Consider the following 26106-nt stretch of genomic DNA (forward strand, 5'->3'; position numbering starts at 1 on the left):
CTCCGGGCTCAGAAGAACAGCACGACGGAGCCGCCGAGCAGGTGGTTGTTCTTCTTGTAGGCGCCGTCGCGCACGTCCTCGAAGACGCGCTCGGTGGCCCCGTCGTAGCGGTACTCGGCCTTGAAGGTGGTGTTCTGGTTGAACAGGTACTTCAGGCCGACCGTGAGCGCATAGCGGTTGGCCCCGCTGGCCCCGGGCAGCGGGGTGCCGGTGCCGGGATCGAGCTTGCTGATGTCGGGCCCGATGCCGTTGCGGCCGTCGGCAAAGCTGTAGCCGAAGAAGCCCCCGCCGTTCTTCTTGTTCTCCAGGAAGTCGGCACGCACCAGGGCCTGCAGGCGCGGGGTGAGCGCGTAGCCGGCCAGGCCGGAGACGCCCACCCAGCGCGAATCCCCGCCGTTCAGCGCGGCCTGGGCCTGCTGGCCGTAGCTGAACTGGCCCTGCAGGGTCCAGTCGCCGCGGATGAAGTAGCCGTCGACTTCGAACAGGTGGGCCGTGGTGTTGGTGCCGGTGCCGAAGTTGAAGATGCGGCCGTGCACGCCGGCGAAGCCGAAGCCCTGGAACTCGCCACGCGAGTAGTCGACCCGGTAGGCCACCATCGGCGACTTCTCGCCCGCGCTGCGCGAGGTCAGGTTGAGCTGGCCGAGGATGCCGCGCATCCACCACTTGCCCCGGGTCACGTCCAGGCCGACGCCGGTGTAGCCAAAGGGCAGGGTGAAGTCGAACAGCAGGTTGTGGGTGGTGAAGGGGTTGAGCGTCGGCTGCAGGTACTCGTAGCCCGACCAGTCGGGCAGCTGGCCGGCGAAGAGGCGGGTCTTGGCATCGCTCAGCGGGATGGAGGCCGTGGCTTCGTGGACGATACCGCCGCCGATGGCCTCGCCCACGCCACGCTGCGGCGACAGGGTCAGCTTGAAGCGCGAGCCGGAGTCGGTCTCCTTGGTGAAGTCGATCACCGCGGCGCCGAGGTAGGAGGTGTCGTAGAAGTAGCCGTCGCTCTGGCTGTTCAGGAACTGGAAGCCGGCGCGGTCCTGACGGCGGTTGTAGAGGTAGACCGGCTCGATGTAGCCGCTGATCTTCAGGCCCTTGAGGCCCAAGGTTTCGAGGTTGTCTTCCATCGCCTCGGTCTTGACGGCGATGCGGTTGAATTCCTGCTGCTGCTCGGCCGTCATGCCGGCCGGCGCAGCAGCCGGGGCGGCCTGGGTCCGGGCTTCGGCTTCGAGCAGGCGCTTCTCCAGTTCGCCGACACGGGCCTTGAGCTCGCGCAGTTCCTTCAGCAGCTCTTCGCTGGCGGACTGGGCGGCCGCCGGCATCGGCTGCAGCAGGGGGTAGGCGGCGGCCAGGGCGAGCAACAGGGTGCTCGGCAGGGCACGCAGGGTGGGGCGGTTCATCACGGGATCTCCTGCGTCGGAAGGTCGGGGCAAGGGGAAAGGCGGGGGCCGGGACTCAGCCGCCGCGGGCCGCGGCGGCGGCCTCGCGCTGGCGGCGGCGCTCGGCCCGGGCGATGGCGTAGCTGGCCAGCAGCACGCCGAACGCAACGATCACGATGGTGACCGTCGCCATGGCATTGACGCTGGGGTTCAGGCCCAGCCGCGCGCGCGAGAAGATCACCAGAGGCATCGTGGTCGAGCCCGGTCCGCTGAGGAAGGCCGACAGCACGACGTCGTCGAGCGAAATCGTGAAGGTCAGCAGCCAGGCCGACAGCAGCGAAGGCGCGATCATCGGCAGCGTGACGAGCATGAAGACCTGGAAGGGCCGCGCGCCCAGGTCCATCGCGGCCTCCTCAAGTTGCGGGTTCAGCTCCTGCAGGCGGGCCTGGATGACGACCGTGGCATAGGCCAGACCGAGCAGCAGGTGGCCGAGCCAGATGGTGAGCAGCCCCCGATCGGGCCAGCCGAAGGTGCGCTGCACCGACACCAGCATCAGCAGCAGCGAGAGGCCGACGATCACCTCCGGCATCACCAGCGGCGCGCTGACCATGCCCGAAAACACCGTGCGGCCGCCGAAGCGCCGGTAGCGCACCAGCGCGAAGGCCGCCAGCAGGCCGAGCAGCACCGCGCCGCAGGCCGTGAAGACCGCCAGCTTCAGGCTGAGCCAGACACCGGCCAGCAGCTCGCGGTCGTTCACCAGGCTGGCGTACCACTTCAGCGTGAAGCCGGCCCAGCGGTTGGGCACCGGCGAGTCGTTGAAGGAGTAGACGATCAGCGACAGGATCGGCAGGTAGAGGAAGACGAACCCGCCGATCAGCCAGCCGCGGCCGAAGCCCCGGGCGAAGCGCGGGCCGAACCATGCGCGCGGCCGGCGGCCGCCGGCCGAGGGGGCGGCACTCATCGACGGGCCTCCGTGCTCTCGGCCTGGTAGCGGTTGAACAGGGCCAGGGGCACCACGATCAGCAGCACCATGACCACCGCCACCGTCGCCGCCATCGGCCAGTCGTTGTTGCTGAAGAACTCGTCCCACAGCACGCGGCCGATCATCAGCGTCTCGGGGCCGCCGAGCAGCTCGGGGATCACGAACTCGCCGACGCAGGGGATGAAGACCAGCATAGCGCCGGCGATGATCCCGGCCTTGGACAGCGGCACCGTCACGCGCCAGAAGGCGGTCCAGGGCGTGGCCCCCAGGTCGGCGGCGGCTTCCAGCAGCCGTCCGTCGAGCTTGCTGAGCGTGGCGTAGAGCGGCAGCACCATGAAGGGCAGGTAGGTGTAGACCATGCCGACCAGCAGGCTGAAGGGTGTGTTCATCAGCTTGCCGGGGCTGCCGATCAGGCCACCGCTTGCCAGCAGCTGGTCCAGGCCCAGCGCGATCAGCAGCTCGGCCACCGCCCCGCCCTCGCCGAGCAGGCCCTTCCAGGCGTAGACCCGCAGCAGGAAGGAGGTCCAGAAGGGCAGCATCACGGCCATCACCAGCAGCGGCTGGGCCCGTCTCGGCGCGCGCGCCATGAAGTAGGCAAAGGGGTAGCCCAGGGCCAGGCAGAGCAGGGTGGTGGCCCCCGCATAGCCCAGGCTGCGCAGGTAGGTGCGGACGTAGAGCGCGTCCTCGGCCACCAGCAGGTAGTTGCCCAGGCGCAGGGTGAGCTGGAGCACGCCGTCCTGAACGGTCAGCAGCTCGGAGAAGCGCACCCCGTCCATCTCGGACACGCTGATCTTGAAGACGATCAGAAAGGGCAGCAGGAAGAAGACGAGCAGCCACGCATAGGGCAGGCCGATGACCGCGCCGCGCCCCAGGCGCAGGCGACGGGTCGGCCCGCCGGGGCCGGGGGTGGGGCGGGGGGCGGCGCTCATTGCGTGAGCACCACCTGGGCGTTGGGCGCCCAGCTGGCCCAGGCGGTGTCGCCCCAGCTCAGCACGTCGTCGGGATGGCGGTCGACATTGCCCTGGCTGACCTTGAGCACCGCACCGCTGGCCAGGGCCAGGTGGTAGACGGTGAAGCTGCCGAAGTAGGACAGCTCGCGCACCGTGCCCTGCACGCGGTTGTGCGGGCCGAAGCCGGTGTCGGGCATCGCGCGGCCCAGTCGGATCTTCTCGGGCCGGATCGCCACCGTCACGGCCATGCCCTCGGTGCCGGTGATGCCATGGCCGACATGGTGGCTGCAATCGGCGCAGTCGATCTGCACATGGTCCGGCTGGTCGCTGCGGAGCACGCCGTCCATCAGGTTCACATTGCCGATGAAGTCGGCCACGAAGCGGGTGGCGGGCGTCTCGTAGATGTCGGCGGGCGCACCGACCTGCAGGAAGCGGCCTTCGCTCATCACCGCGATGCGCGAGGCCATGGTCATGGCCTCCTCCTGGTCGTGGGTGACCATCACGCAGGTCACGCCGACCTGCTCGATGATGTTGACCAGCTCGATCTGCGTGGCCTCGCGCAGCTTCTTGTCGAGCGCACCGAGCGGTTCGTCCAGCAGCAGCAGCCGCGGTCGCTTGGCCAGGCTGCGGGCCAGCGCCACGCGCTGCTGCTGGCCGCCGCTGAGCTGGTGCGGCTTGCGCCGCGCGTACTTGTCGAGCTGGACGAGCTTGAGCATCTGCTCGACACGCTCGGCCACCTCGGCGCGCGGCAGGCCGTCGCGGCGCAGGCCGAAGGCGATGTTGTCCCAGACGCTGAGGTGCGGAAACAGCGCATAGCTCTGGAACATCATGTTGATCGGTCGCTCGTAGGGCGGCAGGCCGGCGAGGTCCTGGCCGTCGAGCACGATGCGCCCCGCGCTCGGCGTCTCGAAGCCGGCCAGCATGCGCAGCAAGGTGGTCTTGCCGCAGCCGCTGGAGCCGAGCAGGGCAAAGATCTCGCCCTGCGCGATGTCGATGCTGACGTGGTTGACCGCGACGGCCCCGCCGCCGAAGTCCTTCACCACGTCCTGGATCTGCAGGTAGCCCTGCGCGCCGCCGGGTGTCGCCATCCCCGCCTCCCTGTTCCGCATCTGGGGTCCGTGTGTGGAGCGGGCCGGCCTGGCCGGCCCGGCTTCAGAGGCCGGTCTTGAAGCCGGTGTAGAGCCGGGTCATGGTGCGGCGGATGTCGTTGCTGAGCGCATCCGGCGCAATCATCTTCTTCATGTCGGCCTCGCTCGGGAAGACCGCCGGGTTGTTCACCACCTCGGGCTTCACGAAGGCCTTGGAGGCCTTGTTCGGGTTCGCGTAGAAGACCTTGTTGGTCAGCGAGGCATGCACCTCGGGCCGCAGGATGTAGTCGATGAACTTGTGCGCGTTCTCGGGGTGGGGCGCATCGGCCGGGATCACCATCACATCGAAGAAGAGGATGCCGCCGGTGGCCGGCACCAGGGTCTGGATGGTCTGGCCGGTCTTGCCGTCGATCGCACGCTGGCGCGCGATGCTGATGTCGCCCGACCAGCCCAGGGCCAGGCAGATCGAGCCGTTGGCCATGTCGTTGATGTAGCCCGAGGAGCTGAACAGCGTGATGTAGGGCCGGATGCTCTTGAGCAGCGGGCCGACGGCCGCGTAGTCGGCCTGGTTGCGGCTGTAGGCCGGCTTGCCCAGGTAGTGCAGGGCGGCCGGAATCACCTCGGTCGGCGAGTCCAGCACGCTGACGCCGCAGCTCTTGAGCTTGCTGATGTACTCGGGCTTGAAGATCAGGTCCCAGACATTGGCCGGCATCGGCAGGCCGCCGAGCGCGGCCTTCACCTTGTCGACGTTGATGCCCACGGTGGTGTAGCCCCAGAGCCAGTTCACCTGGAACTGGTTGCCCGGGTCGAGCTTGCCGAGCAGATCCTGCACGGTGGGATCGAGGTTCTTGAGGTTCGGGATCTTGGCCTTGTCGAGCTTCTGCAGGATGCCGCCATCGGCCTGCACCCGGGCCCAGTAGGACGAGGGCACGACGATGTCGTAGCCGGTCTTGCCCGCGACCAGCTTGGCATGCAGCACCTCGTTGCTGTCGAAGTTGTCGTAGCGGACCTTGATGCCGGTCTCTTTCTCGAAGTTGGCGATCGTGTCCGGCGCGATGTAGTCCGACCAGTTCAGCACATTGAGCACCTTCTCCTCCTGCGCAGCGGCCGGGCCGGCGGCCAGCAGGCCGAAGGCGGCAAGCAGGGCGCCGGCCAGGCGGCCGGTGAAGGTGCGACGCGGGGCGGAACGCAGCATGGGGAACTCCGGGGGGCGGGAAGAAGAGACGGGGGAAACCGGGGCGGGGCCGCTCAGACCCAGCCTCGGCGGTGCAGATCGGCCAGCGTCAGGTCGAGTGCCCGACGGATGCGGTGCATCAGTTCGTCGACCTGCGCGCGGGTGATGACGAGCGGCGGCGCGATGATCATGCGGTCGCCGACGGCCCGCATGATCAGGCCGTTGCCGAAGCAGTGGCCGCGGCAGACCATGCCGACCCCCTGCTCGGGGGCGAAGCCGGCGCCGGTGGCGCGGTCCTTGACCAGCAGCATCGCGCCCATCAGGCCGCAGGTCTCGGCGTCGCCGACCAGGGGGTGGTCCTTGAGCGTCGCGAACTGTTCGGCCAGGTAGGGGCCGACGTCCTCGCGCACATGCTCGACCAGCCCGAGCTCCTGGATCAGCTTCAGATTGGCCAGGCCCACCGCACAGGCCACCGGGTGGCCGCTGTAGGTGTAGCCGTGCTCGAACTCGCCGCCCTGCTCGATCAGGGCCGTGGCCACGCGCTCCCCCACCAGCACCCCGCCGAGGGGGATGTAGCCGCTGGTCACGCCCTTGGCGAAGGTCATCAGGTCGGGCCGGAAGCCCTGGGTCTGCGAACCCCACCACTGGCCGGTGCGGCCGAAGCCGCAGATGACTTCGTCGGCGACCAGCAGGATCCCGTAGCGCTCGGCGATGCGCTGGATCTCGGGCCAGTAGCTGGCCGGCGGCACGATCACGCCGCCCGCGCCCTGCACCGGCTCGCCAATGAAGGCGGCAACGTTCTCGGGGCCCAGGCGCAGGATCTCGTCTTCCAGCCAACGGGCCGCGACGAGGCCGAAGTCCTCGCGGCTCAGGCCCTGAGCCCGACCGTGCTCCCACCAGTAGGGTTGCGGGATGTGGCTGATGCCGGGAATCGGCAGCCCGCCCTGGGCATGCATGTAGCGCATGCCGCCGAGCGAGGCGCCGGCCATCGTCGAGCCGTGGTAGCCGTTCCAGCGGCTGATGATGTGCTGGCGCTGGGGCTGGCCCTGCAGGTCCCAGTAGCGGCGGACCATGCGGACCACCGTGTCATTGCCCTCCGAGCCCGAGCCGGCGAAGAAGACATGCTGGAAGCCCGGCGGCGCGATGGCCGCCAGGGCCTCGGCCAGGGCGATGGCCGGCGGCGTGGCCGTCTGGAAGAAGGCGTTGTAGAAGGGCAGCTGGCGGAGCTGCTCGGTGGCCGCCTCGACCAGGGCCGGCTGGCCGTAGCCGACGTTCACGCACCACAGGCCGCTCATCGCATCGAGGATCTGCTGGCCCTCGCTGTCCCACAGCCAGATGTTGTCGGCACGCTCGATGATGCGCGCGCCCTGGGCCCCCAGGGCCTTGAAGTCGGTGAAGGGGTGCAGGAAGTGGGCGGCGTCGGCCGCCTGCCAGGCCTGGGTGCTGCGGGTGGGGATCATGGGCGCGCTTCAGTTCAGACGTGGAGGAGCAGGTGTTCGCGTTCCCAGGGCGAGATCACCTTCATGAACTCGGCGTACTCGATTTCCTTGACCTCGGTGTAGACGGTGACGAAGGACTCGCCGAGCACCCGGGCCAGGTCCTTCTCGGCACGCAGCAGCTCCAGCGCCTCGCCCAGGCTGCGCGGCAGCGCGTGGTCGCCCAGGTAGGCGTCGCCCTTGCATTCGGGGCTGGGCTCGATCCGCTGCTTCATGCCGAGCCAGCCGCAGGCCAGGGTGGCGGCCAGCGCGACGTAGGGGTTCGCGTCGGCACCGATCACGCGGTTCTCGATGCGCCGCGCATGGGGCGGCGCGACCGGACTGCGGATGCCCACGGTGCGGTTGTCGGTGCCCCACTGGATGTTGATCGGCGCGGCGGTGTGGCGGGCCAGGCGGCGGTAGCTGTTCACATAGGGCGCGAACAGGGCCATGGCCGCGGGGATGTACTTCTGCAGGCCGCCGAGGTACCAGCGGAAGGCGTCCGACGCGCTGCCGTCGGCCTGGCTGAAGATGTTGTGCCCGGTGGCCGCGTCGACCACGCTCTGGTGGATGTGCATCGCGCTGCCCGGCTCGCCGGCGATCGGCTTGGCCATGAAGGTCGCGAACATGTTGTGGCGCAGAGCCGCCTCGCGCACGGTGCGCTTGAAGAAGAAGACCTCGTCGGCCAGCTGCAGCGGCGCGGCATGGAAAAAGTTGATCTCCATCTGGCCGGCGCCGATCTCGTGGATCAGGGTGTCGACGCCCAGCTCCATCTTCTCGCAGTAGGCGTAGATGTCCTCGAAGAGCGGATCGAACTCGTTGACGGCATCGATGGAATAGGCCTGGCGCGAGGTCTCGCTGCGGCCGCTGCGGCCCACCGGCGGCTTCAGCGGCACGTCCGGGTCGCTGTTGCGGGCGACCAGGTAGAACTCCAGCTCGGGCGCGACGATGGGCTGCCAGCCCTCGGCCGCATAGAGCTCGCAGACCCGCCGCAGCACCGAGCGCGGGGCATAGGGCACCAGGGTGCCGTCGCGGTCGTAGCAGTCGTGCAGCACCTGGGCGGTGGGGTCGGCGGCCCAGGGCACCAGGCGCACCGTGCTGGGATCCGGCCGCAGGTGCATGTCGCGGTCGGTCGGGCTGATCACGTCGTAGTAGGGGCCGGCCTCGGGGAATTCGCCGGTCACGCCCATGGCCACCACGGCCTCGGGCAGGCGCATGCCGCGGTCTTCGGTGAACTTCTCGCGCGGCAGGATCTTGCCGCGGGCCACGCCGGTCAGGTCGGGCACCAGGCATTCGATCTCGGTCACCCGGCGCTCGTTGAGCCAGTGTTCCAGGTCGCTGAAGCTGAGCTTGTCTCTCGCCACCATCATTCGTCCTTGTTCGTTCTCGAGCCCGGGGCCGCGGCGGCCGATCCGGGACGGGTGGAGCACGCACAGGGCCTCAGGGGCGGGGGCGTTCGGGCACGGTCGCGCGGGTGCGCTCGCGGAAGCTGCGGCAGGCATCGCCGAAGGCGCGCAGCAGGGTCATGGAGATCGGGTTCTCGCGCGCCTTCCACTCGGGATGCCACTGCACGCCGAGCTGGAAGCGGCCGGCTTCGGCGGCCTCGCCCTCGGGCGGCGGCACGGAGAAGGCTTCGATCAGGCCGTCGGGCGCGCGGGCCTCCACGCGCAGGCCCGGCGCCAGTCGCTTGACGCCCTGGCCATGCAGGCTGTTGACCTGGATCTCGCCCGCACCCAGCAGGGTGGCCAGCAGGCCGCCGGCCTCGACCTGCAGGGGGTGGGCGAGGCCGTACTGCACGTCGACCGGCGCGTCCTTGTCCTCGCGGTGGTCGAGGTGGCCGGGCAGGTCCTGCACGGCCTGATGCAGCGCACCGCCCAGGGCCACATTGACCTCCTGGAAACCGCGGCAGATGGCCAGGAAGGGCAGGCCGCGCTCGCGTGCCGCGCGGATCAGCGGCAGCGTCATCTCGTCCCGGCGCGGGTCGAGCGGCAGCTCGGGGTTGAGCACGCCCTCGTCGAAGTGGCGCGGATGCACGTTGCTGGGCGAGCCGGTCAGCAGCAGGCCGTCGGCCAGGGCGAGCAGGTCGGCCAGTTCATCGGGCGTCGCCGCCGGCATGACCAGGGGCAGCGCGCCGGCCAGGCGCACCGCATCGATGTACTTCTGGCCGCAGATGTGGAAGGGGTGGTCGCCGAGCTGACGGTTGCAGGCCGGCACCAGCACGACGGGGCGGTCGGACGCGGCGAGCAGGACAGAGGCGGGCGCGGCGGCGTTCATCGGCGGATCTTCAGGGGGTCCGGTGGATTCCAGCATGTAGGCAAAGCCCGTGCCATCCGGGCGGCCTGCAGCGGGGCAAGATGTGTTCGGGGCGCCACGGCTGCGGGTGCCTCCGCTTGCGGCCTGCGTTCACAGCGCATCCCGCAGCCGGTACCAGGCCATGCCCAGCACCAGGGCGGGGGTGCGCAGTGCCGCGCCGCCCGGGAAAGGCCGGTGGCGCAGGCGGGCGAAGGTGTCGAAGCGCCCGGCGTCGCCGGCCATGGCCTCGGCCACCAGCCGGCCGGCCAGGCCGGTGAGGGCCAGGCCGTGGCCCGAGAAGCCCTGCAGGTAGTAGACGCGGCCTGCGGCGGCGCCGGGGCGGCCGCGGGCGTCGAGTCGGCCGAAGTCCGGCGCGCGGTTCATCGAGATGTCGACGAAGCCGCCCCAGGCATGGCTGATCGGCACGCCCGCCAGCTGCGGGAACACGGCCTGCAGCCGCCCTTGCAGGCTGGCCGCCATGCCCGGCGGGGTCAGGGTGCTGTAGCTGACCCGGCCGCCGAAGAGCAGGCGGTGGTCGGCCGTGGGGCGGAAGTAGTCCAGCACGAAGTTGGTGTCGCAGACCGCGGCGCGGCTGGGGATCAGCGCCCGGCAGCGGGCCTCGCCCAGCGGCTCGGTGGTCACGATGTAGGTGCCGACCGGCATGACCCGCGGCGCCAGCGCCGGGGCCAGGCCGGGGGCCAGCGCGGCCAGGCGGCTGTTGCCGGCGAGCAGCACCTGGTCGGCCTGCACCCGGCCGGCGGCGGTGCGCAGGCGGCAGGGGGCGCCGGGCGGGTCCTCCAGGCCCAGCACGGCGCTGTGCTCGAAGAGCAGCACGCCGGCCCGCGCGGCGGCGGCGGCCAGGCCGCGCACCAGCTTGAGCGGATGCAGGTGGCCGGAGGCCGGGTCCACATAGCCGCCGGCATAGCGCGGGCTGTCGATCCAGGCCGGCAGTTCGTCCCGCGCCAGCCAGCGGTAGCGGCTGCCGTGGCGCCGGGCCAGGCCGTCGAGGCTGTCGCGCAGCGCGCGGGCCTTGCGCGCCGAGGTGGCCAAGCCCAGCCAGCCGGCCTGCCAGTCGCAGTCGATCGCATGCTCGGCGATGCGGGCCCGCAGCAGATCCAGTGCGTCCAGCGACATGCGCCAGATGCGCTGCGCCGCTTCGGTCCCGAGCTGGGCTTCGACGGTGTCGATGTCGCAAGCCAGGCCATGGATGGCCTGGCCGCCGTTGCGGCCGCTGGCCCCTTCGCCCAACTGCCCGGCCTCCAGCACGGCGACGCGGCGGCCGCGGGCGGCCAGGTCCAGCGCGGCCGACAGGCCGGCCAGGCCGCCACCGACGATGGCCACGTCGACCCGCAGATCGCCCGCCAGCACTGGCTGCGCCACCGCCGGTGGCGCGCTCGCCGCGTACCAGCTCTGCCGGCCCAGCGCGCGGTCGGTGTCGATCCAGGCCATCGCCGGGGCGGGGGCGGGCGGGGCTTCAGGCCAGGCGCCGCAGCGCGGTGCCGATCGCCTCGACGAGCTGTGCGATGTGCCGCTCTTCGATGATCAGCGGCGGCGACAGCGCGATCGTGTCGCCCGTGGTCCGCACCAGCACCCCCTGCTGCCAGCAGTCCATGAAGGCGTCGAAGGCCCGGCGCGTGGGTTCGCCCGGGCGCGGGGCCAGCTCGATGCCGGCGACCAGGCCGATCGTGCGGATGTCGATCACATGCGGCAGGCCCCGCAGGCTGTGGAGGGCCTCGGTCCAGACCGGCTCCAGCGCCGCGCCGCGCGTGAGCAGGCCTTCCTCGGCATAGGTGTCGAGCGTGCCCAGGGCCGCGGCACAGGCCAGGGGATGGCCGGAATAGGTGTAGCCGTGGAAGAACTCGATCGCGTGCTCGGGGCCGGTCATGAAGGTGTCGTGCAGGGCCCGGCTGGCCAAGACCGCCCCCATGGGCACGCAGCCATTGGTGAGGCCCTTGGCCACCGTCATCAGGTCGGGCGTGACGCCGAAGCGCTGGGCGGCAAAGGGCGCACCGGTGCGGCCGAAGCCCGAGATCACCTCGTCGAAGATCAGCAGGATGCCGTGGCGGTTGCAGATCTCGCGCAGGCGCTGCAGGTAGCCGAGCGGCGGGATCAGCACCCCGGTCGAGCCGGCCACCGGTTCGACGATGACCGCGGCGATGGTGCTGGCATCGTGCAGCGCGATCAGGCGCTCCAGGTCCTCGGCCAGCTCGGCACCGTGGGCCGGCTGGCCGCGGCTGTAGGCATTGCGCTCGGGGTCGTGGGTGTGGCGGATATGGTCCACGCCGGCCAGCAGGCTGCCGAACATCTTGCGGTTGGCCACCATGCCGCCCACCGAGATGCCCCCGAAGTTCACGCCGTGGTAGCCGCACTCGCGGCCGATCAGCCGGGTGCGCTGGCCCTCGCCGCGCAGGCGGTGGTAAGCCAGGGCCATCTTCAGCGCGGTCTCGACCGATTCCGAGCCGGAATTGGTGAAGAAGACCCGGTCCAGCCCGGCCGGCGCGATCTGCGCCAGCCGATCAGCCAGGGTGAAGGCCAGGGGATGGCCCATGTTGAAGGGCGGGGCGAAGTCCAGCTCCGCCGCCTGGGCCTGGATGGCCTGCACGATGCGCGGTCGGGCGTGGCCGGCGTTCACGCACCACAGGCCGGCGATGCCGTCCAGGATCTCGCGGCCCTCCGGCGTCCAGAAATGCATGCCTGCGGCTTTGGCGATCAGCCGCGGGGCCTGCTTGAACTGCCGGTTCGCGGTGAAGGGCATCCAGTAGGCGTCGAGTTCGGCGGCGTGGCTCATCGCGGGCAGGGCAGGGGGTGACGGTGCCCAGTCTAGGCAGGCGGCCACGCAATGTGCTTGCGCAATCGCGGGTGAGATCCCTCAGGATTCGCACAAAATTGCGCTCGAACTCCATCACTCGCACAACATGCCGAAAAGCTCGGGATCGACGCAATCCGACACCTCGCTCCCCCAGCCGCCGCTGGACGCGCTGGATCGCGCCATCCTGCGCGAGCTTCAGGCCGACGGCCGCCAGTCCAACCTGGCCCTGGCGCAAAAGGTGCATCTCTCGCCCTCGGCCTGCCTGCGGCGCGTGAAGGCCCTGGAAGAGGCCGGGGTGATCGACCGCTACGTCGCCCTGCTCAACCCCCGGATCGTCGGCCAGCCCGGCACCAGCTACACCATCGTCAACCTGGAGCGACTGACCGTGCCGGCCATCGAAGCCTTCGAGCGTGCGGTGAAGGACATCCCGTCCATCCTCGACTGCTTCTACGTGGCCGGCACCCACGACTACCTGATCCGCTTCACCTACCGCGATGCCGCGGACCTGGAGCGCTTCCACAGCGAGGTGCTGATGCGCCTGCCCGGCATGCTGCGCAGCAACTCCATGCTGGTGCTGCGCACGGTCAAGAAGACGACGGCGCTCGACTTGTGAGCAGGGGCGGTGCCCGCAGGGCCGGTTTCATCACCCTGTCTACGGGCCGCTGCCGATTGCCGCGTCGCCCGCATGCGGCGATGCTCGCGCGCCGAGCCGGGCCCTCTGTCCCGGCGCCTTGTGCCTAGGACCCGCGTGCATGCCTGCCCCCGACGATCGCGATGACCTCTTGTTGAGCGCAGGCCGCGCCCAGGCCCTGGCCCTGGAGGCAGCGGTTGCCCAGGCCGTCGTCGGGCAGGCCCGGGCCATACGCCGCATCACCACAGCCGTCTTTGCCCGCGGCCACGTGCTGCTGCAGGGCGACGTCGGGGTCGGCAAGACGACGCTGCTGCGGGCCTTCGCCCGGGCCATGGGCGGGCGCTTCGGCCGCATCGAGGGCACGGTCGACCTGATGCCCAACGACCTGCTGTACCACACCTACATCAGCGCCGAGGGCAAGCCGGCGGTGGAGCCGGGCCCGCTGATCCGCGACGGCGAAGCGCTCGCCATCTTTTTCTTCAACGAGATCAACCGCGCCCGGCCGCAGGTGCATGCCCTGTTGCTGCGCGCGATGGCCGAGCGCAGCGTGCAGGCCTTCAACCGGGAATGGCGCTTCCCGCGGCTTCAGGTCTTCGCTGACCGCAACCGGGTCGAACGGGAGGAGACCTTCGAGATTGCCTCGGCGGCGCGTGACAGGTTCATGATGGAGATCGCCATCGATGCACCGGCCGACGAAGCGGCCCGGCTGGCGCTGGCCTTCGACCCGCGCTTTCACGACACCGATGCGCTGATCGGCGCCTTGCCGCAGGGGGTGGTCGACATGGAGGGCCTGATCGGCCTGGCCGCGGCCATCCAGCGCGGCGTTGCCGCCAGCCCGGCGCTGCAGCGTTACGTGCTGCGCCTGTGGGAGGCCACCGCGCGTCCGCAGGATGCGGGCGTCCGGCTGGAGGCGCTGGACGTCGACAGCGCCGACCTGGTGCTGGCCGGCGCCAGTCCGCGGGGCGTCGGCATGCTCTTGCAGGCTGCGCGGGTGTCGGCCTGGATCGAGGGCCGCAGTCATGTGCTGCCGGAGGACATCCAGGCCGTCTTCCCCGAGGTGATGGCGCATCGCCTGTGCTTCCAGCCGGTCCACGAACTGCGCCGCGCCGAACTGGCGCCGGCCTTGATGCAGGGTCTGCTCGCCCAGGTGCCGGCGCCATGAGGCGCGCGCCCGGCGCCCGCCCATGCGCTCGCCTCGCCCGATGAACGTCCGCCGCGAGTTCCACTACCGCCTGCCGGGGCCGGCCGCCGGTCACTTCCCCGGAGCCCACCGCAGCCCGCGCGGCGAGAGCGGCTTCGAGTTCCGCCGTCACCTGCCGCTGGCCGATGCGCCGGACGCCCGCCGCATCGACATCCACGCGAGCTTGCGCGACCCCTTCGGCAGCTGGCAGGTGCGCGTCTATGCCCAGCGCATGGCCGCACAGGTGCTGCTGATCGCGGACCTCTCAGCCTCCATGGGCTTTGTCGGCCGCCACCGCAAGCTCGACACCCTCGCGGATTTCGCGGAGGGCCTGGCCTATGCCGCCTACCGCTGCGGCGACGCCTTCGGCTTCATCGGCTGCGACGACACCGTGCGTGCCGACCTCCTGCTGCCTCTGACCCGTGCCCGCGGCGCAGGCCTCGGCCTCGGGCCGCGCCTGCGCGGCCTGCGCCTGGGCGAGGGCCGTGGCGACCTTGGCGCGGCCGGCCTGCTGCAGGCCCACCGGCATCTGCGTCGGCAACGGAGCCTGATCTTCCTGCTGTCGGATTTCCACCTGCCGCCGGCACAGATCGAGGCGCTGCTGCGCAGCCTGGCCGGCCATGCCGTGGTGCCGGTGGTGGTCTGGGATCCCCTCGAGTTCACCCTGCCGGCCGGCCAGGGCCTGGCCCCGCTGCGCGATCCCGAGACCGGGGCCGAGCGCCTGGTCTGGCTGCGCCCCGTGCTGCGTGAGCGCTGGAGCCGGCTGGAGGACGAGCGCCGGACTTTCCTGGATCAGCTGTTCCGCCGCCACCAGATGCGGCCCCTTCACCTGGCCGATGGCCACGATCCCGATGCGGTCACCGCCTACTTCTATGGCGCCAGGCCTTGAGCGCGCCTGGCGCAGGCCCCGCCTGCCGTGGATCGCCATGCTGCTGGCCAGCCTGGTGATGCCTGCGGCCGCCCAGCCCGTGGTCGGACCGGATGCTGCAGCCTCGGCCGCCGCCGTCCCGGAGGCGGACGCGGGGTCGCAGGCCGCGCCGGCTGGGGGCGGGGCAGGGCAGCGGGCACCGGCCCAACCCGCCGCCCCCGTGCCGGTCCCGCCCGCCGGGCTGCATCACAAGGTGGACGAGCCGCGGGCCTACGGGCATTGGGTCGGCGACGTGGTCGAACGCACGATACGGCTCGAACTGCCGGCGGGCCTGCGGCTGCGCGGTGACAGCGTGCCGGTGCCCGGCCGGCGCGGCCAGGCGCTGGAGCTGCGCGAGGCCTTGCACGAAGGCCCGCACGATGCGCCGCGCCAGACCCTGACCCTGCGCTACCAGGTCTTTGCCGCCCCGCTGCAGCCGCGCGTGCTGGAATTGCCGCCGGTGCTTCTGGAGTTTGAGCCCATCGGCGGAGGCCGGGTGCAGACCCTGAGGATCGACGCCTGGCCCCTGCAACTGGCGCCGCTGGGCCCTGAAGAAGCTGCCAATCGCCGCGGGCTGGGGCCGCTGCAGCCCGATGCCGACGCGCCCCCGCTCGACACCCGGGCCATCCGGCTGCGGGGCGGGCTGGCCCTGGCGGGGCTGCTGCTCATGCTGCTGGGCCTGGCCTGGGTGCTGCTGCTGCGTCCCCGCCTGCTGCGACAGCGCCAGCCCTTCGCCCGCCTGCGGCGCGAATTGGCCACGCTGCCCCCGCAGGCCCTGGCCGACGATCCCCGGGCCGTCTTCGCCCGCGTGCATGCGGCGCTGCGGGCCCAGGCCGGCCGCAACCTGCTCGCCCGCGACCTGCCGGCCTACCTGGACGCCCGGCCGGGCCTGGCCCCGCTGGCCGACGAACTGCTGGCCTTCCACCAGGCTTCGGAAATCCTGTTCTTCCAGCCCGGTGCCGGCGCCGCCCCCGGCTGGGATCTGGCCCGCCTGCGGCGTCTGGCCCAGGAGCTGGCCGCGTTCGAGCGCCTCGCGCCGGCTGCGCTGGCGGCGCCGGTGGAGGCCCGGGCATGAACCTGGAACACCCCGCCTTGCTGCTTCTGCTGCCGCTGGCCTTGCTGCCGCTGCGGCGGGGGACGGGTTCGCGCCTGGTCTACTCCAGCCTGTCGCTCCTGCCGGACGACCCAGCGTCCCGCTGGCTCGACCGCGTGCTGCGCGGGGCCGGGGTGGTCGCGCTGGCGGCCCTGCTGCTGGCCTTGGCCGGCCCCTACCGGCCCGAGCGCCAGGTCGAGCGGCAAGGGCAGGGCGCCGAGATCGTGCTGCTGCTCGACCGCAGCCGCAGCATGGACCAGGCCTTCGGCAGCGCACGGGACGGCCTGGGCATCGGCGGCAACTACAACCCCTACTACAGCCTGTCGGGCGAGAAGGCGGTGGCCGACCGCAACAAGGGCGAGGCGGCGCGCCGCGTGCTGACCCAGTTCGTCGCGCAGCGGCCGAACGACCGCTTCGGCATGGTCGTGTTCAGCACGCTGCCGATGCGCGTGCTGGACTTCACCGAGAAGCCCGCGGCGGTGAAGGCCGCCATCGCCGCGGGCCAGGTGGGCCGCGGCATCTCGGAAACCGACATCTGGCTGGCGCTGCAGGAGGGCCTGGCCTTCTTCGAGCAGCGGCCCTACACCGGCTCGCGCATCCTGATGCTGGTCTCGGACGGCGGCGACCATCTCGACGCCGTCGTGCGCGAGCGCCTCGCCACGCTCATGCAGCGCTACCGGGTGTCGCTGTACTGGATCTACATCCGCTCCGCGCGCAGCCCCGGCCTGAGCGAGGCCGAGGGCCTGAGCCCGGAGAACGCCGAAGCCGTCCCCGAGTACTTCCTGCACCGCTACTTCAAGAACCTGGGCGTGCCCTACCGGGCCTACGAGGCCGAGAACCCGGATGCCCTGGAACGCGCGGTGGCCGATGTGAACCGGCTCGAGAACCTCCCGATCACCTACCTGGACACGGTGCCGCGGGCGGCCTACGCCCCGCTGGCCTACGGGGTGGCTGCCGCGGCCTTGCTGCTGCTGAGCCTGGCCCGCTGGAAGGAACTGCACGCATGGCGCTGACCCCGTCCACGGCCTCCCCGGCCCCTGCCGGGGCCGATCGTCGCCAGCGCCAGCAGGCTGCGGCCGCTTCGGCCCTGGCCCGTGCGCGACGGCGCTTGCGCTGGGCCCTGGCCGCGACCCTGCTGCTGGCCGTGCTGGCCGGCCGCGAAGGGCTGGCCCTGCGCGAGGCTGCGCAGTGGGACGCCCGCATGGCCGCCCTGCGCGAGGACCCCGAGGCGGCCCGCGAGGTGCTGCGCCGGGCGCTTGCGCGGGTCGGGCCCGGATCGGTGGCCGGTGCCCTCGAGGGCGCCTCCGGCAGCCCGCCGGCCGGTCGTGCATCCGCGCCGGCGGTGTCGGCCGCTTCGGCGGCATCCGGACGGCCGGACTGGCTGGACGCCGGGCATCCCCCGGAATGGCGCTTTGCCGAAGCCCAGGTCCTGGCCGCCGCCGGCGAGCACGAGGCCGCGCTGGCCCGCTACCGCAGCCTGATCGATCACCCACGGCTGGGTCTGGCCGCGCGCTACAACAGCAGCAATGTGCTGATGCAACAGGCTTTTCGGCTGCGCGAGTCCCCCTCGCCCGGCCAGGCCGTGCCGGTGATCGAACTGGCCAAGGAGGGCTACCGCCAGGTGCTGCGGCTGGACCCGACGCACTGGCCCGCCCGCTACAACTACGAGCGGGCGCAGCGCCTGCTGCCCGACCCCGAGCACGAGGACAGCGAGGCGGCCGGCCCGCCCGAGAACGCCGAGCGGGCCGCCACCACCATGCGCGGCGTCTCCCAGGGCCTGCCATGAAGCGCGCGGCCGTCCTGCGCCGGCTCGGCCTTCGGCACCTTCGCCCGCGCCATGCCCAGCTGCGACCGCTCGCGCTGCTGCTGGTCCTGCTGGCCCTGCTCGACCCGGCCCTGCACGGGCCGGGCCGGCGCCACGACTGGGTGGTGGTGCTGGACGTGACGCAGAGCATGGATGTGCGCGACATGCCGGTCACCGCCGCCGATGGCTCGACCCAGCTCGTGAGCCGGCTGCAGGCCGCCAAGCGCCAGCTGGACGCGGTGATCGGCGAGATGCCCTGCGGCTCGCAGCTGGGCCTGGGCCTGTTCACGGAATCGCGCAGCTTCCTGCTGCTCGCGCCGATGGAGGTCTGCGCGAACTACCGCGAGCTGAAGGACACGCTGGCGCGCATCGACGGCCGCATGGCCTGGACGGGCAACAGCGAAGTGGCCAAGGGCTTGTTTGGCGCCGTGGCGATCGCCGCGGGGCTGCCGGAGAAGCCCGCCCTGCTGTTCCTCAGCGACGGGCATGAGTCGCCGCCGGTGAACCCGCGCTACCGGCCCAACTTCCCCGGCACACCGGGCGAGGTGCGCGGCGTGGTGATGGGCGTCGGCGGCGACGAGCTGGCACCGATACCGCGCTCGGACCCCGCCGGGCGGCCGCTCGGCTTCTGGGGGGCGAACGAGGTGATGCAGGTCGACCCGCGCAGCCTGGGCCGCGGCGGCACCGGTGAGGCCCTGATCGACACCGAGGCCGACAAGCCGGTGCAGCCCATCCCCGGGGTGGTGCCGGGCAAGGAGCACCTCTCGGCCCTGCGCGGCGACTACCTGCGCGAGCTGGCCGACAGCCTCAAGCTGGGCTACCAGCGGCTGGATGCACCGGCCGCGCTGCGTGAGCGGCTGCTGGACCCGGCCCTGGCCCACCCGGCCCCAACCCGCCATGCGCTGGCCCCGCTGCTGGGGGGCGCCGCGCTGCTGGCGCTGCTGCTCTCCTACCTGCCGCCGCCTTCGGTCTGGCGCTGGCGTGCGTGGAGGCGCCCGCAGAGGTAGGTCCAGACGAAGCAGGCGGCGGCGTTCGCGGTGAGCTCGGCATGGTCGTAGGGCGGTGCCACCTCCACGCAATCCATGCCGACGAAGTTCAGGTCGGCCAGCTCTTCAAGGATCGTCAGCACCTGGTTGCTGCTCAGCCCCCCCGGCTCGGGCGTGCCGGTGCCGGGGGCGTAGGCAGGGTCCAGGCAGTCGATGTCCAGGCTCAGGTAGAGCGGCGGATGGCCCAGGGCCCTCATGCGCGCGCGGATGGCGTCCAGCACGGGGGCAAGCTGCGCCGGGCTGGCCAGGCCACGCAGCGCGCGGGCGGTGAAGATCTGGCCGCCGCGGTCGGCCACGTAGTCCCGTGCCGCCCGCTCGCCGGCCGAGCGGATGCCGATCTGCACGAAGCCCTCCGGCACGGCCAGGCCCTCCTGGATCGCCTCGTGCACCCAGGTGCCGTGGCCGCTGGGCTCGCCGAAGTGGTCGGTCCAGGTGTCGCAGTGCGCATCGAAGTGCAGCACGGCCAGCGGCTGGCCATGACGGGCCTTGAGCGCGCGCAGCAGGGGCAGGGTGATGCTGTGGTCGCCGCCGAGCCAGACCATGTGTCGCTCGGCGAGCAGGGCTGCGGCCGGCGCGGCCAGGGCGGCCCGCATGCGTTCGAGGCTGGTGTTGGGCAGGGCCAGGTCGCCGGCGTCGGCCAGCGCGGTGTCGGGGCTGAGGTCGAAATGCGGATGGATGCCGTCGCAGAGCATCAGGCTGGCCGCGCGGATCGCGGCCGGGCCGAAGCGCGCGCCAGGCCGGTGGGTGACGCTGCCGTCCCAGGCGATGCCGGCCAGGCCGAAGGGTCGGCCGTCTCCCGGCAGGGGCGCCGGAACGCGCAGGAATCGCTGGTCGCTGTGGAAGGCGAAGGCGCTCATCGTGATCCGGTCCTCATTTCATCGGGGCAGGTGGGGCTTCCATCATGTAAAAATAGCGTCTGGTGCGGCGCCGCAAAATTTCCCATTGTGGGGAACAAGATTTCGCATCCGGAAATTTCGTCGCCAAGTCCTTGATTTTCAAGGGCTAGCCAGTGAGTCTTCTATAAGACACAAGTCTTCGCAAAGCGTGGCCGCACAGCTACGCTATCGCCACTTTCCGTTCCATCCCTGGAGTCTCTCCCATGACGCAACTGACCCGCGAACAACAGATCGCCGCCCTCGAAAAGGACTGGGCTGAAAACCCCCGCTGGAAGCTCGTGAAGCGCGGCTACAGCGCGGCCGACGTCGTTCGCCTGCGTGGCAGCCTGCAGCCCGAGTACACCCTGGCCAAGCGCGGCGCCGAGACCCTGTGGGCCAAGGTCAATGGCGGCGCCAAGAAGGGCTACGTCAACGCCTTCGGCGCGATCACCGCCGGTCAGGCGATGCAGCAGGCCAAGGCCGGCCTGGAAGCCGTGTACCTGTCGGGCTGGCAAGTCGCCGCCGACGGCAACACCAGCGAAACCATGTACCCCGACCAGTCGCTCTACGCGTACGACTCGGTGCCGACCATGGTTCGCCGCATCAACAACACCTTCAAGCGCGCTGACGAGATCCAGTGGTCGCGTGGCATCGAGCCGGGCTCGGCCGAGTTCATCGACTACTTCCTGCCCATCGTCGCGGACGCGGAAGCCGGTTTCGGCGGCGTGCTGAACGCCTTCGAGCTGATGAAGAACATGATCGCCGCGGGTGCCGCCGGCGTTCACTTCGAAGACCAGCTGGCCGCTGTCAAGAAGTGCGGCCACATGGGTGGCAAGGTCCTGGTCCCGACCCAGGAAGCCATCGAGAAGCTGATCTCGGCCCGCTTCGCCGCCGACGTGATGGGCGTGCCGACCATCGTGCTGGCCCGTACCGACGCCGAGGCCGCCAACCTGATCACCAGCGACCACGACGCCAACGACAAGCCCTTCCTGACCGGTGAGCGCACCCAGGAAGGCTTCTACCGCGTCAAGAACGGCCTGGAGCAAGCCATCAGCCGTGGCGTCGCCTACGCCCCCTACGCCGACCTGGTGTGGTGCGAAACCGGCGTGCCCGACATCGGCTTCGCCCGTGAGTTCGCGCAAGCCGTGCACGCCGCCTGCCCGGGCAAGCTGCTGTCGTACAACTGCTCGCCGTCGTTCAACTGGAAGAAGAACCTCAACGACAGCCAGATCGCTTCCTTCCAGGAAGACCTGAGCGCGCTGGGCTACAAGTACCAGTTCATCACCCTGGCCGGCATCCACGTCAACTGGTACAACACCTTCCAGTTCGCGCATGCCTATGCCCGCGGCGAAGGCATGAAGCACTACGTCCAGCAGGTGCAGGAGCCGGAATTCGCGGCGCGCGAGAAGGGCTACACCTTCGTGTCGCACCAGCAGGAAGTCGGCGCCGGCTACTTCGACGACGTGACCACCGTGATCCAGGGCGGTTCGTCCTCGGTCAAGGCCCTGACCGGCTCGACCGAAGAAGAGCAGTTCCACTGATCCAGGCGGCCGGCGTATGCCGGCACCTGATCGCGTGAACCGCCGGAGGGCCCGGGGCGCAAGCTCCGGGCCCTCTTGCTCGGGCACGATGCCCCGACCGGTCCGCGCCACTGAACGTGCCCTCGAAGCAGGGCGAAGAGTCCCTGGGGCGGTCCTTAGAATGCGTGACCCGAAACCCAACAAGGGCGAGAAAGGCACGATGGTTATGACACCGCGGACTCCGGCTTCCACCTCACCGCAGCGCCGCTGGCGCTGAGCCCGAACCCGCGCGACCGTCCCTGCTCCCCTCGAAAAGCGCGGCTCGCCCCGCGCTTTTTTCTTGCCCGACCGGATTCCCCATGCCTGCGATCCTGCTCCCCGACGGCTCACGCCGTGAGTTCCCTGCGCCCGTCACCGTTGCCGAGGTCGCCGCCTCGATCGGCGCCGGCCTGGCCAAGGCTGCCCTGGCCGGCCGCATCGGACGAGGCGATGCGGCCCGTCTGGTCGACACCTCGCACACGATCGCGGAGGACGTCGAACTGGCCATCGTGACCGAGAAGGATGCCGACGGCCTGGAGCTGATCCGTCATTCCACCGCGCACCTGCTGGCCTATGCGGTCAAGCAGCTCTTCCCCGAGGCCCAGGTCACCATCGGTCCGGTCATCGAGGACGGCTTCTATTACGACTTCGCCTACAAGCGACCCTTCACGCCGGAGGACCTGGCTGCCATTGAGCAACGCATGGGCGAGCTGGCGAAGAAGGACGAGAAGGTCGAGCGCCGGGTGCTGCCGCGCGACGAGGCCGTCGCGCACTTCAAGGCCCAGGGCGAGCATTACAAGGCCGAGATCATCGCGAGCATCCCGGAGGGGCAGGACGTCAGCCTCTACCGCGAAGGCGGTTTCGAGGACCTCTGCCGCGGCCCGCACGTGCCCAGCACCGGCAAGCTCAAGCACTTCAAGCTCATGAAGGTGGCCGGGGCCTACTGGCGCGGCGATCACCGCAACGAGATGCTGCAGCGGGTCTACGGCACGGCCTGGGCCAGCAAGGACGATCTGCAGGCCTACCTGCGTCGCATCGAGGAGGCTGAGAAGCGCGACCACCGCAAGCTCGGCCGCGAACTGGACCTCTTCCACCTCGACGAGCACGCGCCCGGCCTGGTCTTCTGGCACCCCAAGGGCTGGACGCTGTGGCAGCAGGTCGAGCAGACCATGCGCCGCGTCTACCAGGACCACGGCTACCTCGAGGTCAAGGGCCCGCAGATCCTCGACAAGGGCCTGTGGGAGAAGACCGGGCACTGGGACAAGTACCGCGACAACATGTTCACGACCGAGTCGGAGAAGCGCGACTACGCGCTCAAGCCGATGAACTGTCCCGGTCACGTGCTCATCTACAAGCAGGGCATCAAGAGCTACCGTGACCTGCCGCTGCGCTTCGGCGAGTTCGGCCAGTGCCACCGCAACGAGCCCACTGGTGGCCTGCACGGCATCATGCGGGTGCGCGGCTTCACGCAGGACGACGGCCACATCTTCTGCACCGAGGACCAGATCCTCGATGAGTGCGGGGCCTTCACCGAACTGCTGAAGCGCGTCTACGCCGATTTCGGCTTCACCGACATCCTCTACAAGGTCGCCACCCGGCCGGCCGCTCGCATCGGCTCCGACGAGGCCTGGGACAAGGCCGAGGCCGCCTTGTTCGCCAGCCTGGAGCGCTCGGGCTGCGCCTACGAGATCGCGCCGGGCGACGGCGCCTTCTACGGCCCGAAGATCGAATACACGCTCAAAGATGCGCTGGGCCGGCCCTGGCAGTGCGGCACCATCCAGGTGGACTTCGCCCTGCCCGAACGGCTGGACGCGGAGTACGTGGCCGAGGATGGCAGCCGCAAGCGGCCGGTCATGCTGCACCGGGCCATCCTCGGGAGCCTGGAGCGTTTCATCGGCATCCTGATTGAACAACATGCTGGCGCGCTGCCGGCCTGGCTGGCTCCGGTGCAGGTGGCGGTGCTCAACATCACCGATGCGCAGGCCGATTACGCCCGTGAAGTCGCCAAAACGCTGCAGAAACAAGGCCTTAGGGTTGCGCTGGACCTCCGCAACGAGAAGATCACGTATAAAATTCGTGAGCATTCGATGCAAAAGCTCCCCTACATCCTCGTCGTTGGTGACAAGGAGATGGCGGCGGGAGCCGTTGCGGTGCGCGCCCGGGGCAACCAAGACCTCGGAGCGATGGCCCTGGAAGCCTTCTCCCAGAAGATCACCGGTGACATCGCCCGCAAGGCCTGAAAAGGTCAGCGGCGTCAGATGACTGTTGTCCAAGCACGGTCAGACGGCAGCCTCGCCCAGGGACGCACCCCGATCAATCAATGAGCCCCCGGGCTCGGAAGGACCCAGACCATCGCTAATTTCTTCGAGCGCCGCATCCGCAACGACGAGCGCAAGCACCGCCTCAACCGGGAGATCATGGCGCCTGAGGTGCGGGTCAACGGTCCCGAGAACGAGCCCCTGGGCGTCATGACCATCATGGAGGCGCTGCGCCTCGCCGGCGAGCAGGATGTGGATCTGGTCGAGATTGCGCCGACGGCGGATCCCCCGGTCTGCCGCCTGATGGACTACGGCAAGTTCAAGTACGCCGAAGCCAAGAAAGCTGCCGAAGCCAAGGCCAAGCAGCACGTCGTCGACATCAAGGAGATCAAGTTCCGCCCCGGCACCGACGACGGCGACTACGCGATCAAGCTGCGCAACATGCGCCGCTTCCTCGAGGACGGCGACAAGTGCAAGGTCACGCTGCGTTATCGCGGCCGTGAGATCACCCACCAGGAGATCGGCATGCGCTTGCTCGAACGCGTGCGTGATGATCTGGCCGATCTGTCGGTGGTCGAGAACATGCCCAAGCTCGAAGGCCGCCAGATGATCATGGTGCTGGCGCCGAAGAGGCGAAAATAAGCGGTTTGGGCTGCAGCGGTTCGGTCACCGCTGCGGTCCTGGATCCGGCTTCGGCCGGATCCGGCGTTGCCGGCCCTCCGGTGATGCGGTGCCTGCCGGCCCCCAAGTCCGCGAGCGGTTCGCGGCGCCGGCGGGAACAAGAAAAGGAGCAGTCATGCCCAAGATGAAGACCAAGAGCAGCGCGAAGAAGCGCTTCCGCGTGCGCCCGGGTGGCACCGTCAAGCGCGGTCAAGCCTTCAAGCGTCACATCCTGACCAAGAAGACGACCAAGAACAAGCGTCAGCTTCGCGGCGCGGTGAATGTGCATGAGACCAACATGGGTCACATGGCGCAGATGCTGCCGTTCGCTGGCCTGTAATCACCACATCGACTGAAGGAGTAAGACATGCCTCGCGTCAAACGTGGTGTTACCGCCCGTGCCCGTCACAAGAAGGTCCTGGCCCTGGCCAAGGGCTACCGCGGTCGTCGGAAGAACGTCTATCGCATCGCCAAGCAGGCGGTGATGAAGGCGGGTCAGTACGCGTACCGGGATCGCCGCGCGAAGAAGCGCGTGTTCCGTCGCCTGTGGATCGTCCGGATCAACGCCGCCTCGCGCGCGCTGGGCGTCACCTACAGCCGCTTCATGGCCGGCCTCAAGAAGGCTGCCATCGAAGTGGACCGCAAGGTGCTGGCCGATCTGGCCGTCAACGATCCGGCCGCTTTCGGCAGCATCGTCGAGAAGGCCAAGGCGCAACTCGCCTGAAGGGCTTGAGGCCATGCCGGGGCTCCCGCCCCGGCCCGGCTCCATCCCGCGTCTCAAGGCCTGCCCCGCGGCAGGCCTTTTTCGTCTCTGCGGCGTGTCCTGCCGCTCCCTCGTTCTCCCGCCCTGCCCATGACCGACACCGTGACCCCGCTGGCCGATCTGGCCGATCACGCGGCCCGTGACTTCGCCGCCGCCGCAACCCCGGCCGCGCTGGAGGATGCCAAGGCCCGCTACCTCGGCAAGACGGGTGCGCTGACGGAACTGATGAAGGGCCTGGGCAAGCTCGATGCGGAGTCGCGCAAGGTGCGCGGCGCCGAGATCAATGCCGTGAAGGCCCAGGTCGAGGCTGCGCTGAATGCGCGCCGCCAGGCCCTGGCCGAGGCTGAACTCAGCCGCCAGCTGCAGGCCGAGGCCCTGGACGTGAGCCTGCCCGGCCGGCGTCGCGGCGCAGGCAGCCTGCATCCGGTGATGCGGGCCATGGAGCGGATCGAGGCCATCTTCGGCTCAATGGGTTTCGAGGTCGCTGACGGCCCCGAGATCGAGACCGACTGGTTCAACTTCACCGCGCTGAACACGCCAGCCGACCATCCGGCCCGCTCGATGCACGACACCTTCTACGTCGAGGGGGACCACGTGCTGCGCACCCACACCAGCCCGATGCAGATCCGCCATGCGGTGCGCCATGTGAAGGCCCACCGTCACCTGATCGACGCCGGCCAGACCATGCCCGAGATCCGCGTGATCGCGCCGGGCCGCACCTACCGGGTCGACAGCGACGCCACCCATTCACCGATGTTCCACCAGGTCGAAGGCCTCTGGATCGGCGAGGCCATCAGCTTCAAGGACCTGAAGGCGGTCTACCTCGACTTCATCCAGCAGTTCTTCGAATCGAAGGACCTGGAGCTGCGCTTCCGCCCCAGCTTCTTCCCCTTCACCGAGCCGAGCGCCGAGATCGACATCATGTTCGGCCAGGGTCCGCTCAAGGGCCGCTGGCTGGAGGTGTCGGGTTCGGGTCAGGTGCACCCCCAGGTCATCCGCAACATGGGCCTGGACCCGGAGCGCTACCTCGGTTTCGCCTTCGGCTCGGGCATCGACCGCCTGGCCATGCTGCGCTACGGCGTGAACGACCTGCGCCTCTTCTTCGACGGCGACCTGCGCTTCCTCGCGCAGTTCCAGTGAGCGGGCCTTGTCCAATCGCCCCCCTCGCCCTCACCGCCGTCCGAGCCGAACCGAGC

24 protein-coding genes are annotated in these 26106 nt (G+C 70.1%); 13 read left to right on the forward strand and 11 right to left on the reverse strand.

Annotated elements, in window-relative coordinates; all coding sequences use genetic code 11:
* Positions 1–8 precede the first annotated feature (8 nt).
* The 10 genes from H4F90_RS04035 to H4F90_RS04080 form a co-directional block, all read right to left on the reverse strand.
* Complete coding sequence (locus H4F90_RS04035; RefSeq protein ID WP_235971940.1) at positions 9–1385, reverse strand: DUF3138 family protein; 1377 nt, start codon at positions 1383–1385, stop codon at positions 9–11.
* 55 nt (positions 1386–1440) lie between these two features.
* Positions 1441–2325 carry an ABC transporter permease subunit gene (locus H4F90_RS04040; RefSeq protein ID WP_182661695.1) on the reverse strand — a complete coding sequence of 295 codons (885 nt, stop codon included), beginning with the start codon at positions 2323–2325 and terminating at the stop codon, positions 1441–1443.
* Positions 2322–3275, reverse strand: coding sequence for an ABC transporter permease (locus H4F90_RS04045; RefSeq protein WP_182661697.1), 954 nt, complete (start codon positions 3273–3275; stop codon positions 2322–2324). Before H4F90_RS04045 ends, H4F90_RS04040 begins: the two co-directional genes overlap by 4 nt.
* Positions 3272–4384 (reverse strand): ABC transporter ATP-binding protein, encoded by a 1113-nt coding sequence (locus tag H4F90_RS04050; RefSeq protein WP_182661699.1) that lies wholly within the window; start codon positions 4382–4384, stop codon positions 3272–3274. The genes H4F90_RS04045 and H4F90_RS04050 overlap by 4 nt, the downstream gene beginning before the upstream one ends.
* 64 nt (positions 4385–4448) lie before the next feature.
* On the reverse strand, positions 4449–5579 hold the full coding sequence (locus H4F90_RS04055; RefSeq protein ID WP_182661701.1) for a polyamine ABC transporter substrate-binding protein: 1131 nt from the start codon (positions 5577–5579) through the stop codon (positions 4449–4451).
* A gap of 53 nt (positions 5580–5632) precedes the next feature.
* A complete protein-coding gene (locus H4F90_RS04060; RefSeq protein WP_182661703.1) occupies positions 5633–7018 on the reverse strand; it encodes an aspartate aminotransferase family protein in 1386 nt (461 codons plus the stop codon).
* 14 nt (positions 7019–7032) lie between these two features.
* Positions 7033–8400: a glutamine synthetase family protein gene (locus tag H4F90_RS04065; protein ID WP_182663026.1), complete on the reverse strand. Its 1368-nt coding sequence runs from the start codon at positions 8398–8400 to the stop codon at positions 7033–7035.
* Positions 8401–8473: 73 nt separating this feature from the next.
* Positions 8474–9307 carry a gamma-glutamyl-gamma-aminobutyrate hydrolase family protein gene (locus tag H4F90_RS04070; protein WP_182661705.1) on the reverse strand — a complete coding sequence of 278 codons (834 nt, stop codon included), beginning with the start codon at positions 9305–9307 and terminating at the stop codon, positions 8474–8476.
* Between the two features lie 129 nt (positions 9308–9436).
* The gene (locus H4F90_RS04075; RefSeq protein ID WP_182661707.1) at positions 9437–10774 is read right to left on the reverse strand and encodes an NAD(P)/FAD-dependent oxidoreductase; all 1338 of its coding nucleotides are present in this window, start codon (positions 10772–10774) and stop codon (positions 9437–9439) included.
* A gap of 25 nt (positions 10775–10799) precedes the next feature.
* The gene (locus H4F90_RS04080; RefSeq protein WP_182661709.1) at positions 10800–12113 is read right to left on the reverse strand and encodes an aspartate aminotransferase family protein; all 1314 of its coding nucleotides are present in this window, start codon (positions 12111–12113) and stop codon (positions 10800–10802) included.
* Between the two features lie 127 nt (positions 12114–12240).
* Here H4F90_RS04080 and H4F90_RS04085 point away from each other — a divergent pair, with 127 nt between their 5' ends.
* The 7 genes from H4F90_RS04085 (at position 12241) to H4F90_RS04115 (ending at position 18756) form a co-directional block, all read left to right on the forward strand.
* Positions 12241–12747 carry an Lrp/AsnC family transcriptional regulator gene (locus H4F90_RS04085; RefSeq protein ID WP_182661711.1) on the forward strand — a complete coding sequence of 169 codons (507 nt, stop codon included), beginning with the start codon at positions 12241–12243 and terminating at the stop codon, positions 12745–12747.
* 139 nt (positions 12748–12886) lie between these two features.
* Positions 12887–13927 carry an AAA family ATPase gene (locus H4F90_RS04090; protein ID WP_182661713.1) on the forward strand — a complete coding sequence of 347 codons (1041 nt, stop codon included), beginning with the start codon at positions 12887–12889 and terminating at the stop codon, positions 13925–13927.
* A gap of 40 nt (positions 13928–13967) precedes the next feature.
* Positions 13968–14834, forward strand: coding sequence for a DUF58 domain-containing protein (locus H4F90_RS04095; protein WP_182661715.1), 867 nt, complete (start codon positions 13968–13970; stop codon positions 14832–14834).
* A gap of 199 nt (positions 14835–15033) precedes the next feature.
* Positions 15034–15927 carry a hypothetical protein gene (locus H4F90_RS04100; protein WP_182661717.1) on the forward strand — a complete coding sequence of 298 codons (894 nt, stop codon included), beginning with the start codon at positions 15034–15036 and terminating at the stop codon, positions 15925–15927.
* On the forward strand, positions 15924–16958 hold the full coding sequence (locus H4F90_RS04105) for a vWA domain-containing protein (protein WP_182661719.1): 1035 nt from the start codon (positions 15924–15926) through the stop codon (positions 16956–16958). Before H4F90_RS04100 ends, H4F90_RS04105 begins: the two co-directional genes overlap by 4 nt.
* Positions 16949–17731 carry a tetratricopeptide repeat protein gene (locus H4F90_RS04110; protein ID WP_182661721.1) on the forward strand — a complete coding sequence of 261 codons (783 nt, stop codon included), beginning with the start codon at positions 16949–16951 and terminating at the stop codon, positions 17729–17731. Before H4F90_RS04105 ends, H4F90_RS04110 begins: the two co-directional genes overlap by 10 nt.
* Positions 17728–18756, forward strand: coding sequence for a vWA domain-containing protein (locus H4F90_RS04115; protein WP_182661722.1), 1029 nt, complete (start codon positions 17728–17730; stop codon positions 18754–18756). The genes H4F90_RS04110 and H4F90_RS04115 overlap by 4 nt, the downstream gene beginning before the upstream one ends.
* On the opposite strand, the gene speB is transcribed toward H4F90_RS04115, so the two are convergent.
* A complete protein-coding gene (speB, locus tag H4F90_RS04120; protein WP_182661724.1) occupies positions 18699–19652 on the reverse strand; it encodes an agmatinase in 954 nt (317 codons plus the stop codon). The genes H4F90_RS04115 and speB overlap by 58 nt on opposite strands.
* Positions 19653–19894: 242 nt before the next feature.
* Here speB and aceA point away from each other — a divergent pair, with 242 nt between their 5' ends.
* The 6 genes from aceA (at position 19895) to pheS (ending at position 26050) form a co-directional block, all read left to right on the forward strand.
* Complete coding sequence (gene aceA / locus H4F90_RS04125; RefSeq protein ID WP_182661726.1) at positions 19895–21211, forward strand: isocitrate lyase; 1317 nt, start codon at positions 19895–19897, stop codon at positions 21209–21211.
* A gap of 338 nt (positions 21212–21549) precedes the next feature.
* Positions 21550–23469 carry a threonine--tRNA ligase gene (gene thrS / locus H4F90_RS04130; protein WP_182661728.1) on the forward strand — a complete coding sequence of 640 codons (1920 nt, stop codon included), beginning with the start codon at positions 21550–21552 and terminating at the stop codon, positions 23467–23469.
* 111 nt (positions 23470–23580) lie between these two features.
* Positions 23581–24129 carry a translation initiation factor IF-3 gene (gene infC / locus H4F90_RS04135; protein WP_182663028.1) on the forward strand — a complete coding sequence of 183 codons (549 nt, stop codon included), beginning with the start codon at positions 23581–23583 and terminating at the stop codon, positions 24127–24129.
* Between the two features lie 154 nt (positions 24130–24283).
* Positions 24284–24487, forward strand: coding sequence for a 50S ribosomal protein L35 (gene rpmI, locus H4F90_RS04140; protein ID WP_028601240.1), 204 nt, complete (start codon positions 24284–24286; stop codon positions 24485–24487).
* A 27-nt stretch (positions 24488–24514) separates the two neighbouring features.
* A complete protein-coding gene (rplT, locus tag H4F90_RS04145; RefSeq protein WP_182661730.1) occupies positions 24515–24871 on the forward strand; it encodes a 50S ribosomal protein L20 in 357 nt (118 codons plus the stop codon).
* A 129-nt stretch (positions 24872–25000) separates the two neighbouring features.
* The gene (gene pheS / locus H4F90_RS04150; RefSeq protein ID WP_182661732.1) at positions 25001–26050 is read left to right on the forward strand and encodes a phenylalanine--tRNA ligase subunit alpha; all 1050 of its coding nucleotides are present in this window, start codon (positions 25001–25003) and stop codon (positions 26048–26050) included.
* Positions 26051–26106 lie beyond the last annotated feature (56 nt).

This window comes from Aquariibacter albus (assembly GCF_014145335.1).
GTDB lineage: Bacteria > Pseudomonadota > Gammaproteobacteria > Burkholderiales > Burkholderiaceae_C > Aquariibacter > Aquariibacter albus.

Bases quoted from the DNA above. Each gene is read 5' to 3' on its own strand.
- H4F90_RS04055 (WP_182661701.1), bottom strand. From the start codon at position 5,579: ATGCTGCGTTCCGCCCCGCGTCGCACCTTCACCGGCCGCCTGGCCGGC.
- H4F90_RS04040 (WP_182661695.1), bottom strand. From the start codon at position 2,325: ATGAGTGCCGCCCCCTCGGCCGGCGGCCGCCGGCCGCGCGCATGGTTC.
- H4F90_RS04085 (WP_182661711.1), top strand. From the start codon at position 12,241: ATGCCGAAAAGCTCGGGATCGACGCAATCCGACACCTCGCTCCCCCAG.
- H4F90_RS04070 (WP_182661705.1), bottom strand. From the start codon at position 9,307: ATGAACGCCGCCGCGCCCGCCTCTGTCCTGCTCGCCGCGTCCGACCGC.
- H4F90_RS04095 (WP_182661715.1), top strand. From the start codon at position 13,968: ATGAACGTCCGCCGCGAGTTCCACTACCGCCTGCCGGGGCCGGCCGCC.
- H4F90_RS04110 (WP_182661721.1), top strand. From the start codon at position 16,949: ATGGCGCTGACCCCGTCCACGGCCTCCCCGGCCCCTGCCGGGGCCGAT.
- H4F90_RS04105 (WP_182661719.1), top strand. From the start codon at position 15,924: ATGAACCTGGAACACCCCGCCTTGCTGCTTCTGCTGCCGCTGGCCTTG.
- H4F90_RS04090 (WP_182661713.1), top strand. From the start codon at position 12,887: ATGCCTGCCCCCGACGATCGCGATGACCTCTTGTTGAGCGCAGGCCGC.
- rplT (WP_182661730.1), top strand. From the start codon at position 24,515: ATGCCTCGCGTCAAACGTGGTGTTACCGCCCGTGCCCGTCACAAGAAG.
- speB (WP_182661724.1), bottom strand. From the start codon at position 19,652: ATGAGCGCCTTCGCCTTCCACAGCGACCAGCGATTCCTGCGCGTTCCG.
- H4F90_RS04060 (WP_182661703.1), bottom strand. From the start codon at position 7,018: ATGATCCCCACCCGCAGCACCCAGGCCTGGCAGGCGGCCGACGCCGCC.
- H4F90_RS04075 (WP_182661707.1), bottom strand. From the start codon at position 10,774: ATGGCCTGGATCGACACCGACCGCGCGCTGGGCCGGCAGAGCTGGTAC.
- H4F90_RS04035 (WP_235971940.1), bottom strand. From the start codon at position 1,385: ATGAACCGCCCCACCCTGCGTGCCCTGCCGAGCACCCTGTTGCTCGCC.
- pheS (WP_182661732.1), top strand. From the start codon at position 25,001: ATGACCGACACCGTGACCCCGCTGGCCGATCTGGCCGATCACGCGGCC.
- H4F90_RS04080 (WP_182661709.1), bottom strand. From the start codon at position 12,113: ATGAGCCACGCCGCCGAACTCGACGCCTACTGGATGCCCTTCACCGCG.
- H4F90_RS04050 (WP_182661699.1), bottom strand. From the start codon at position 4,384: ATGGCGACACCCGGCGGCGCGCAGGGCTACCTGCAGATCCAGGACGTG.
- H4F90_RS04065 (WP_182663026.1), bottom strand. From the start codon at position 8,400: ATGGTGGCGAGAGACAAGCTCAGCTTCAGCGACCTGGAACACTGGCTC.
- H4F90_RS04045 (WP_182661697.1), bottom strand. From the start codon at position 3,275: ATGAGCGCCGCCCCCCGCCCCACCCCCGGCCCCGGCGGGCCGACCCGT.
- rpmI (WP_028601240.1), top strand. From the start codon at position 24,284: ATGCCCAAGATGAAGACCAAGAGCAGCGCGAAGAAGCGCTTCCGCGTG.
- aceA (WP_182661726.1), top strand. From the start codon at position 19,895: ATGACGCAACTGACCCGCGAACAACAGATCGCCGCCCTCGAAAAGGAC.
- H4F90_RS04115 (WP_182661722.1), top strand. From the start codon at position 17,728: ATGAAGCGCGCGGCCGTCCTGCGCCGGCTCGGCCTTCGGCACCTTCGC.
- thrS (WP_182661728.1), top strand. From the start codon at position 21,550: ATGCCTGCGATCCTGCTCCCCGACGGCTCACGCCGTGAGTTCCCTGCG.